General features: G+C 74.1%; 9 protein-coding genes. 5 read left to right on the forward strand and 4 right to left on the reverse strand.

Annotated elements, in window-relative coordinates; translation table 11 throughout:
* Positions 1 to 23 precede the first annotated feature (23 nt).
* Entirely contained in the window at positions 24 to 899 is an 876-nt protein-coding gene (locus OP18_RS37305; protein ID WP_245635657.1) for a carbohydrate ABC transporter permease, read from the reverse strand.
* The gene (locus tag OP18_RS37310) at positions 896 to 1,813 is read right to left on the reverse strand and encodes an ABC transporter permease (RefSeq protein WP_033363864.1); all 918 of its coding nucleotides are present in this window, start codon (positions 1,811 to 1,813) and stop codon (positions 896 to 898) included. The genes OP18_RS37305 and OP18_RS37310 overlap by 4 nt, the downstream gene beginning before the upstream one ends.
* A 177-nt stretch (positions 1,814 to 1,990) precedes the next feature.
* Here OP18_RS37310 and OP18_RS37315 point away from each other — a divergent pair, with 177 nt between their 5' ends.
* The 4 genes from OP18_RS37315 (at position 1,991) to OP18_RS37330 (ending at position 6,800) form a co-directional block, all read left to right on the forward strand.
* Positions 1,991 to 2,992, forward strand: a complete 1,002-nt coding sequence (locus OP18_RS37315; RefSeq protein WP_033363865.1) for an acetylxylan esterase — start codon at positions 1,991 to 1,993, stop codon at positions 2,990 to 2,992.
* Between the two features lie 22 nt (positions 2,993 to 3,014).
* Positions 3,015 to 4,064, forward strand: coding sequence for a LacI family DNA-binding transcriptional regulator (locus tag OP18_RS37320; RefSeq protein WP_052387901.1), 1,050 nt, complete (start codon positions 3,015 to 3,017; stop codon positions 4,062 to 4,064).
* Between the two features lie 44 nt (positions 4,065 to 4,108).
* Positions 4,109 to 5,149 (forward strand): LacI family DNA-binding transcriptional regulator, encoded by a 1,041-nt coding sequence (locus OP18_RS37325; RefSeq protein WP_033363866.1) that lies wholly within the window; start codon positions 4,109 to 4,111, stop codon positions 5,147 to 5,149.
* Positions 5,150 to 5,432: 283 nt separating this feature from the next.
* Complete coding sequence (locus OP18_RS37330) at positions 5,433 to 6,800, forward strand: condensation domain-containing protein (RefSeq protein WP_033363867.1); 1,368 nt, start codon at positions 5,433 to 5,435, stop codon at positions 6,798 to 6,800.
* On the opposite strand, the gene OP18_RS37335 is transcribed toward OP18_RS37330, so the two are convergent.
* Positions 6,775 to 7,509 (reverse strand): PIG-L deacetylase family protein, encoded by a 735-nt coding sequence (locus tag OP18_RS37335; protein ID WP_211273788.1) that lies wholly within the window; start codon positions 7,507 to 7,509, stop codon positions 6,775 to 6,777. The two genes, OP18_RS37330 and OP18_RS37335, sit on opposite strands and share 26 nt — an antisense overlap.
* 84 nt (positions 7,510 to 7,593) lie before the next feature.
* Between OP18_RS37335 and OP18_RS37340 the strand changes: the two genes are divergently transcribed.
* Positions 7,594 to 8,268, forward strand: coding sequence for a response regulator (locus tag OP18_RS37340; RefSeq protein ID WP_033363868.1), 675 nt, complete (start codon positions 7,594 to 7,596; stop codon positions 8,266 to 8,268).
* Here OP18_RS37340 and OP18_RS37345 read toward each other — a convergent pair.
* Positions 8,250 to 10,019 (reverse strand): ATP-binding protein (locus OP18_RS37345; protein WP_033363869.1); only part of this gene is annotated, 1,770 nt, incomplete at its 5' end. The genes OP18_RS37340 and OP18_RS37345 overlap by 19 nt on opposite strands.

Here is a 10,019-nt window from a genome sequence, read left to right on the forward strand (position 1 = left end):
TAGTCTGGCTCCGGGCGGCGCGGTCATCCCTTGACGGCGCCGAGGGTGACCCCGGAGACGAAGTAGCGCTGGATGAACGGGTAGACGAGCATGATCGGCAGCGCGGTGAGCACGATCGTCACGGCCTGGATGTTCGCGGCGATCTGCAGCGCCGTGTCCGACGGCGTGGAGATGTCGGAGCCGCCGGTGGAGCCGGCGATGAGGTTGCGCAGGTAGATGGTGACCGGGAACAGGTCCGCGTCGTCCATGTAGAGGAACGCCGGGAACCAGGAGTTCCAGAAGGCGACCGCGTAGAACAGCACCATCGTGGCGATGACCGCCTTCGACAGCGGCAGCACGATGCGCCACAGGATGCCGTACGTGCCGAGCCCGTCGACGGCGGCCGCCTCCTCCAGCTCGACCGGCAGACCCTCGAAGAACGCCTTCATCACCAGCAGGTTGAACACGCTGATCGCGTTGGGCAGCACCACCGCCCAGATCGTGTTGCGCAGGCCGAGGCCGCTGACCAGCACGTAGTTGGGGATCAGGCCGCCGTTGAAGAACATGGTGAACACGGCGACGGCGACCAGCAGCCCGCGGCCCTTGAGGTGGCGCTTCGACAGCACGTACGCGTAGCAGGTGGTCAGCACGATGGAGATCGCGGTGGCCACCACCGTGTAGACGACGGTGTTGCGGTAGTTGGTCCAGAACACCGGGTCGGACATCACCACCTCGTAGGTGGTGGCGTTCAGGCCGCGCGGCAGCAGGTTCACCTGTCCGGCCTGGATGTAGCGCTCCTGGCTGAACGAGCGGGCGACGACGTTCACGAACGGGTACAGCGTCAGCACCACGAGGCCGGTGAGGATCAGCGCGTTGACGGCCTGGAAGACGCGCCGCCCCTTGGTCATGTCGGTGGTCACCACAGGCTCGCCCCGACCGTGCGGCGGGAGATCCAGTTCGCGGTCAGCACCAGGGTCAGGCCGATCAGCGACTCGAACAGCCCGATGGCGGCGGCGTAGCTGAAGCTGCCGGACACGACGCCGACCCGGTACAGGTAGGTGGCGATGACGTCGGCGGTCGGGTAGGTCAGGGGGTTGTACAGCAGCAGCACCTTCTCGAACCCGACGGACAGGAAGGTGCCGATGTTGAGGATCAGCAGCGTCACCATGGTGGGGCGGATGCCGGGCAGCGTCACGTGCCAGGTCTGCCGCCAGCGGCCGGCGCCGTCGATGCGGGCCGCCTCGTAGAGCTCGTGGTCGACGGTGGTGAGCGCGGCGAGGTACAGGATCGTGCCCCAGCCGACGGTCTGCCACATCTCCGAGGAGATGTAGATGGTGCGGAACCAGCCGGGCTGCTGCAGGAACGGCACCGCGTCGGCGCCGACGGCGCGCAGGCCCGCGTTCACCGCGCCGTCGAGGGCGAGCAGCTGCATGACGATGCCGGCGACGACCACGATCGACAGGAAGTGCGGCAGGTAGGAGACCGTCTGCACGAACCGTTTCAGCCAGCGGGTGCGCACCTCGTTGAGCAGCAGGGCGAGCACGATCGGCAGTGGGAAGACCAGCAGCAGGGTGAGCCCGCCCAGCACGAGGGTGTTGGTGAAGACGTGCCAGAACGTCGGGTCGTGCCAGAACATCTTGAAGTAGCGCAGGCCGACCCACGTGTCGCCGAAGAGGTCGCCGCCCGGCCGGTAGCGGCGGAACGCGATGACGTTGCCGGCCATCGGCAGGTACCGGAAGATCAGGAAGAACAGCAGCGGCAGCACGGCCAGGGAGTACAGCTGCCAGTCGCGGCGCACCGCGGTCCGCCAGGTGCGCCGCCGCTGAGTTCTCATCCCCGATCCCTTCCAAACACCGAAAGTTTCGGAAACAATCGGTCACGCATCGGGTAATGTAGATTTCTCCCCGACGCGCTGTCAAGGACCACTTCAATGCGGCATGACCTGCACTGACAGTGCCGGACCGGCGCCTTGCAAGGTTCAGGAACGTTCGTTCGACCACCGTGAGGAGCCATGGCACAGTTCGATCTGCCGCTCGAGGAGCTGGAGCACTACGCACCGGCGGTGCCCGCGCCCGCGGACTTCGACGCGTTCTGGCAGGAGACGCTCGGCGAGGCCCGCGCCGCGCCGCCGGTGCGGGCCGCCCGGCCCGTGCCGACCGGGCTTCGGCTCGTCGACACCTGGGACGTCACGTTCGCCGGCTTCGGCGGCGACCCGGTCAGGGCCTGGTTCAGCCGGCCCGCCGGGGTGACCGGCGCACTGCCGGCCGTGGTCGAGTACGCCGGGTACGGCCGCGGCCGCGGCCTGCCGCACGAGCGCCTCACCTGGGTCTGCGCCGGCTACGCGCACCTGCTCATGGACAACCGCGGCCAGGGTGACCTGTACGGCAACGGCGGCGACACCCCCGACCCGCACGCCGGGGCGCCCGGCGGGCACCGGCCGGTGACCCAGGGCATCCTGTCCCCGCACGACTACTACTACCGGCGGCTCATCACCGACGCGGTGCGGGCCGTCGACGCGGTGCGCGCCCTGCCCGGGGTGGATCCGGCGCGGGTCGCGGTCGCCGGCAACAGCCAGGGCGGCGGGCTCGCCCTCGCCGTCGCGGGCCTGGTGCCGGACCTGGCCGCGATGCTCGCCACGGCACCGTTCCTGTGCCACATCGGGCGGGCCGTCATGCTCACCGACGCCTCGCCGTACGGTGAGATCGCCCAGTACCTCGCCGTGCACCGTGACGCGGAGGCGCCGGCCCGGCACACGCTGTCCTATGTGGACGGTGTCAGCTTCGCCCGGCGGGCGCGCGCGCCCGGCCACTTCGGCGTCGGCCTGCGCGACACGGTGTGCCCGCCGAGCACCGCGTTCGCGGCGTACCATGCGTACGGCACCGCGGACCGCACGATGCACACGTACCCGTTCAACGGGCACGAGGGCGGCGACGCGGTCCACGTGCGGCGCCAGCTGGACTGGCTCGGCGCCCGGCTGCCCGCCGCCGAAACTTTCGACGTAGACTCGCGCTGACCTTGACCGGGACGGGGGCGGCATGACGCGGCACAGCAGGGCGACCATGGCGGAGATCGCCGCCGAGGCGGGAGTCTCCGTGCCCACCGTGTCCAAGGTGCTCAACGGGCGGCGCGACGTCGCCCCGGCGACCCGGGAACGGGTCGAGGAGCTGCTGCGCCGCCGCAGCTACCTGCCCCGCCGGGCGGCGCCGGCGCGCGCCGTCGGGCTCATCGACGTCGTCTTCGTCGACCTCGGCAGCCCGTGGGCGATGCAGATCCTGACCGGCGTCGAGGAGGTCGCCCACCGCGCCGGCACCGGCGTCGTGGTCTCCGCGGTGCACGGCCGGTCCCGCAACACGCCGGACCGGCGCTGGCTGGAGAACCTGGCGGCGCGCCGCTCCGACGGGGTCCTGCTGGTGCTGTCGGAGCTGTCCGCCGACCAGCGGGCGCTGCTGGCCGAGCACGGCATCCCCGTCGTGGTGGTCGACCCCGCCGGGCAGCCGGACCCGAGTGTGCCGTCGGTGGGCGCCACCAACTGGACCGGCGCGCTCACCGCCACCGAGCACCTCATCGGCCTGGGCCACCGGCGCATCGCGGTCATCGGCGGCCCCGGCGACGTGCTGTGCTCCCGGGCCCGCCTCGACGGCTTCCGCGCCGCGATGCACGCCGCCGGCCTGGAGATCCCCGCCGGCTACGAGCGCACCGGCGACTTCACCAGCCCCACCGGCTACCGGGAGACCCTCGCCCTGCTGGACCTGCCGGCGCCGCCGACGGCCATCTTCGCCTGCGCCGACGAGATGGCCCGCGGCGCCTACGAGGCCCTGCACGAGCGCGGGCTGCGGGTGCCGGCCGACATCAGCGTCGTCGGCTTCGACGACCTCGAGCAGGCCCGCTGGTCCATCCCGCCGCTGACCACGGTGCGCCAGCCGCTGACCGAGATGGCCGGGCTGGCCACCCGGATGCTGCTGTCGCTCATCGCCGGCGAGCCGCTCGACTCGACCCGTCTGGAGCTGGCCACGCCGCTGGTGGTGCGGGCCAGCACCGCGCCGTTGGAAATGTTTCCGAACGCTCCGACCGCCACCGGCGGGTGAAACCGGCTCGACGCGGACCGGTGCGGCTCCCATACACTGGCGCGGTGGATCCCGCGAAAGCTCAAGTCCCGGGCGGCAGGCGGCGACGCGGCGAAGTCACGGTCGCGGCCATCGCCCAGCTCGCCGGAGTCTCCCCGCCGACAGTTTCGAAAGTTCTGAACGGACGCTCCGGCATCGCCGTCGAGACGAGGGACCGGGTCGAGGCGCTGCTGCGTGAGCACGGCTACCGGCGCGGCGAGTCCGCGGTCGCCTCCCCGAGCGTCGAGGTCGCGTTCTACGGCCTGGAGAGCCACCTCGCGATGGAGATCCTGCGCGGCGTCGAGCAGGTGGTCCGCGACCGCGGCCTGGCCGTCGGCTTCACCGACCTACAGGGCCCGTCACCGGGTGGGCGGCGCACCGCCGACCGGCTCCTCGCCCGCCGCCCGACCGGCGTCATCGCGGTCAACTCGGCGTTCCGCGCCCGGCAGTACGAGCAGCTGATCGCCAGCGGCGTGCCCATGGTGGTGCTCGACCCGACCGGCGAGCCGATGCACTCGATCCCGTCGGTCGGCGCCACGAACTGGAGCGGCGGCATCGCCGCCACCCGCCACCTGCTCGACCTCGGCCACCGGCGGGTCGGCGTCATCACCGGCCCGATGGAGTACCTGTGCGCCCGGGCCCGGCTCGAGGCGTGCCGCGGCGCCCTCGACGCCGCCGGTGTGCCGCTCGACCCGGCGCTGGTGCGGCACGGCCGGTTCCACTTCGACGACGGCGCGCTGCTCGGCCGGCAGCTGCTCACCATGCCCGACCCGCCGACCGCGATCCTGTGCGGCGACGACCTGCAGGCCCTCGGCGTGTACGAGGCGGCCCGCCTGCTCGGCCGGCGCATCCCCGACGACGTCAGCGTCGTCGGCTTCGACGACATCGAGGTGACCCGCTGGTGCGGCCCGCCGATGACCACGGTGCGGCAGCCCTTCGCCGAGATGGGCGCCACCGCGGCCCGGATGGTGCTGCAGCTCGCGGTCGGCGAGACCGTCGAGCCGGCCCGGGTGGAGCTGGCCACGCAGCTCGTCGTGCGCGCCAGCACCGCACCGCCGCCCGCGTGACCGCGCCGCACGGTCCCGGCGCGTGACCTCGCCGCACGGTCCCGGCGCGTGACCTCGGCCGCATGATCCCGCCGCCGGACGGACACGGGCCGGCGATGGACCGGCCGGCGGCTGGTGGGCCTTCGCCGAGCTGTCCGGCTCGTCCGCCGCGATCAGTGGGGCCCGCCGGATGAAAGTTCCACCGCGGCAGGGGCGGCGACCGCCCGGCCCGGCACCGCCGATTGACACCGCCGGCGCGCCGGCACCACGCTCGCGGCTGGGCGAGGGCGGACGGGAGTCGTTGGTGGACAACAGGACGAGCCACGTCATCGTCGCGTTCCACGGCGACGGCGGCGGCACCGAGGAGCTGACGTGGGGCCAGCGCGACGTCTGGGACCTCATGCGCCGCACCGGGCGGACGATGAACATCGGCGGCACCGTCCCGGCCGCCGAGGGCGAGACGGTCGAGCGGGTCGCGGCCGTGCTGCGCCTGCTGATGAGCCGGCACCAGGCACTGCGCACCCGATTGTCCCTTGTGGACGGTGAGCCGCCGCGGCAGGTCGTGTCGACCGGGGGCGAGATCGCCCTGGAGGTGCTCGACGCCGCAGGGGATCCCGCCGAGGCCGCCGAGCAGGTCCGGGTGCGCTACCAGACGACCGCCTTCGACCCGTGCACGCAGTGGCCGGTGCGCATGGCCGTGGTCCGCGCCGGCGGGACACCCACCCACATCGTGGTCATGTACTACCACGTCGTCGTCGACGGCTTCGGCATCAACGCGATCGTGCGGGACCTCGCCAACCTGGACCCGGCGGCCGGTGTGGCCACCGTGCCGGTCCAGGGCACCGGACCCCTGGAGCTGGCCCGGCAGCAGCGGACCCCGGCGGCGCTGCGGGCCAGCGCGCAGTCGCTGCGGTACTGGCACCGCCAGCTGCTGCGGATCCCGCCCGCCGACCCGCCGTCCGCCGACCCGCGGGCCGGCGGCCTGCCGTCCGGCGGTGGCGCGCCCGGCGGCGTGCCCGGGCAGCCGCGCTTCTGGGAGGTCGTCTGCGGGTCGCCGGCGACGGCGCTCGCCGTGCGGCGGGTGTCGGCCCGCACCCGCGTCGCGTCGGGTCCGGTGCTGCTCGCCGCCTACGCCGTCGCCACCGCCCACCTCACCGGATCCACGACCGCCGTGGTGCAGGTGATCGTCAGCAACCGGTTCCGGCCCGGGTTCGCCGAGGCGGTCGGCAGCCTGCGCCAGTTCGGCCTGTGCGTGATCGACGTGACCGGCCCGTTTGACGCCGTCGTCGCCCGGGCGTGGAGCGCGGCGATCGGCGCGTACAAGCACGGCTACTACGACCCGGTCGCGCACCGGGAGCTGACCGCCGGCCGCGACCTGTCCTGCTACCTCAACGACCGCCGCGCGGAGGACCGCGACGAGGGCGCCGGGCCAGTCCCCACCGAGGACGACGTCCGGGCGGCGCGGGACGCCACGACGGTGCGCTGGGGGGTGCGCGAGGACACCTACGACGGCGCCCTGTACCTGCACGTCGAGGACGACGCGAACTACTCGCTGTGGGGCGACACCCACCGGTTCGCCCCGGAGGCCGTCGAACGGTGCGCCCGGGACGTCGAGACGGTCCTGGTCGAGGCGGCGCTGGACCTGGTCACGGTGCCGGCGGCGCCTCGATGAACGCCTCGCCCGCGTTGAGGGCCCGGAAGTCGTCCATGCCGAGCAGCGCGACCGCCGGGGCGACCTGCGTGTGCATGGCGAGCAGCGCGGCGATCTTGCAGTCCAGCGCGACGCCGGTGAGGCGCAGGTCCACCGCCAGCTCCTCCGGGGCGACGCCGACCGGGCGCTCGTCGGTCATGAAGACCTGCCACTGCTCGTACCGCTCGCCCCAGGTCGCCAGATGCTCCGCCGTCATCGTGGCGTGCAGCAGCCGCCCGGGCCGGCCCGCCCGGTCCCACGCCGCGCCGACCCAGGCGGAGATCGTCTGGTGGTCGGGGTGGAACGTCCCGCCGTCCGGCCCGAACGTCAGCACCGTGTCCGGCGCGACGTCGGCGAGCAGTGCGGCGATCCGCTCGACGGGGCCGGCCGGGTCGAGCGCGGCCATCCCGCCGTCGGGGTAGCCGAGGAACCGGTGGTCGGTGACGCCGAGCACCGCCATCGCCGCGGCCGCCTCCCAGCGCCGGGTCCGGCCGAGCCGCTCCGGCGGCCACCCGACCGGGTCGTCGGTGCCGTGCTCCCCCACGGTCGCCGACACGCACACGACCCGCTGCCCGTTGGCGACGGCGGCCGCCATGAGCCCACCCGCCAGGTAGGTCTCGTCGTCGGGGTGCGCCCAGATCGACACGATCGTGCCGAGCTTCTCCACCTCGTCCATCACCTGCTGCTCCACCTCTCCATGGATACAGCACGCCCGCCGCGCGCCGGCCCGCCGCCGCTGTCGGGTCCCGGACCCCGCTGGAGGACAATACGGACCGTGAGCCGGATCCTCATCGTCGACGACGACGAGCCGCTGCTGCGTGCGCTGCGGGTCAACCTGACCGCCCGCGGCTACCAGGTCGACACCGCGACCACCGCGACGGCCGGCCTCATCTCGGCGGGCAACCACCACCCGGACCTGGCGATCGTCGACCTGGGCCTGCCCGACCTCGACGGCATCGAGGTCGTGAAGGGCCTGCGCGGCTGGAGCGCCGTGCCGGTCATCGTGCTGTCGGCGCGGCACTCGGAGCCGGCGAAGGTCGCCGCCCTGGACGCCGGCGCCGACGACTACGTCACCAAGCCCTTCGGCGTCGACGAGCTGCTCGCCAGGATCCGTGCCGCGTTGCGCCGCGGGGCGCCGACGCCGGGCGCGCCGGTGATCACGACCGAGTCGTTCACGCTGGACCTGGCCACGAAGCGGGCCGTCGGCCCCGCCGGTGAGGTCCGGCTCACCCCGACGGAGTGGCACCTGCTGGAGGTGCTGGCCCGCCAGCCCGGCACCGTCGTGGAGCACCGGCAGCTGCTGCGCGAGGTGTGGGGCCCCCGGTACGAGACGGAGACGAACTACCTGCGGGTACACTTCGCCAACCTGCGCCGCAAGCTCGAACGCGACCCCGCCCGGCCGCGGCACATCGTGACCCGGCCCGGCCTCGGCTACCGCCTGGACCTCTGAGCGCCGTCGCGGGCCAGGGCCGGCAGGGTCAGGACCATGGTGAGCCCGCCGCCGGGGGTGTGCTCGGGGACGAGCGTGCCGCCCATCGCCTCGGCCAGCCCCCGCGACAGTGCCAGGCCGAGCCCGACACCGGTGGTCGTGTCGCGGTCCCCGAGCCGCTGGAACGGCTGGAACACCCTGTCCCGGTCCTCGGCCGCGATCCCCGGCCCGTGGTCGACGACGCGGACCTCGACGAGGCCGGCGTGCTCGCTGACGCTGACCCGCGGCGGGCGCCCGGGCGGGCTGTGCCGCAGCGCGTTGGCCAGGACGTTGACCAGGATCCGGGCCAGCAGCGCGGGATCGGCGACGACCTGGGGCAGGTCCCGGGGCACGCTGACCCGCACGGCGACGGCCTGCCCGCCGGCGTCGCCCGCCGCGGGCTCCGCTTCCGGGCCGCGGTCGCCGCCCGGGCCGGTGTCGGTGTCGGGCACGCCGACCGCGTCGGGAGTGCCCAGGGCGTCGGCGACCCCGCCGAGCTCCTCGACCGCCTCGGCGACGGCGTCGGCCACGCTGACCGGGCGGGCGTGCAGGCCGAGGGCGCCGGCCTGCAGGCGGCTCATGTCGAGCAGGTTCTCCACGAGGCGGTTGAGTCGGTCGAGGGATTCCTCGGCGGTGGCGAGGAGCTCCTCGCGGTCCTCGGCGGAGAACTCCACGTCGTGGCTGCGCAGGCCGCCGACGGCGGCCTTGGCGCCGGCGCGCACCTCCCTCGCGCCGCCACCGGGCCGCGCCTCGGTCTCGCCGTCACCGGGCGGCGCCGCGGGCCGGTCACCGACGCTCGCCGCGACCCTCCACCCGGCCCGCACCCCGGCACCCGCGTCACCGGCGCCCGACCTGGTTTCCGCGGCGGGCGGCGTGCCCGAGGGGCGGCGTTCCAGGAGGGTGACGGCGGTGAGGGCGAACGTCTCCCGCACCCGCTCCAGCAGCGCCGGCAGCGGCCGGTCGCCGTGCAGGACGGCGCCGGCGAGGGTCGACAGGGTCTGCGCCTCGGCCCGGGCGGCGGCGGCCTCGCGGGTGCGGCGCGCGGCGAGGTCGACCACGGCCGACACGGCGGCCGCCACGACGACGAACGAGAGCAGCGCGAACAGGTTCTCCCGCTCGGCGATGGTGAACCGGTGCAGCGGCGGGGTGAACGTGTAGTTGAGCAGCAGGAAGCTGCCGACGGCGGCGAGCAGCGCCGGCCACAGCCCGCCGACCAGGGCCACGGCGACGGTCAGCATCAGGTACGCGAGGATGTCGCTGGACAGCGACAGGTCGGCGCGCACCGCGTCAAGCCCGGCGGTGAGCAGCGGCAGGCCGAGCAGCGCGAGCGCGACACCGGCGAGCCGCCGGCGCCGGGTGAGGCCGCCGGACCGTCTCCCGCGCAGCCGGCCGCGCCGGGCCTCCTCGTGGGTGACGAGGTGCACGTCGATCGCGCCGGACTCGGCGGCGGTGGTCACGCCGACCCCGGGCGCGAACAGCTGGGCGAAACGGTGCCGGCGGCTGGCGCCGAGGACGAGCTGGGTGGCGTTGACACCGCGGGCGAAGTCGAGCAGGGCGGCCGGGATGTCGTTGCCGACGACCTGGTGGTAGGTGCCGCCGAGGCGTTCGACGAGGACCTGCTGGCGGGCCAGGCGCGCGGGGTCGGCGCCGGCGAGGCCGTCGCCGCGGATGACGTGGACGGCGAGGAGGTCGGCGGCTTTGGTACGGGCGGCGATGCGGGCGGCGCGGCGGAT

The organism is Dactylosporangium aurantiacum (assembly GCF_000716715.1).
In the GTDB taxonomy this organism is placed as follows: domain Bacteria; phylum Actinomycetota; class Actinomycetes; order Mycobacteriales; family Micromonosporaceae; genus Dactylosporangium; species Dactylosporangium aurantiacum.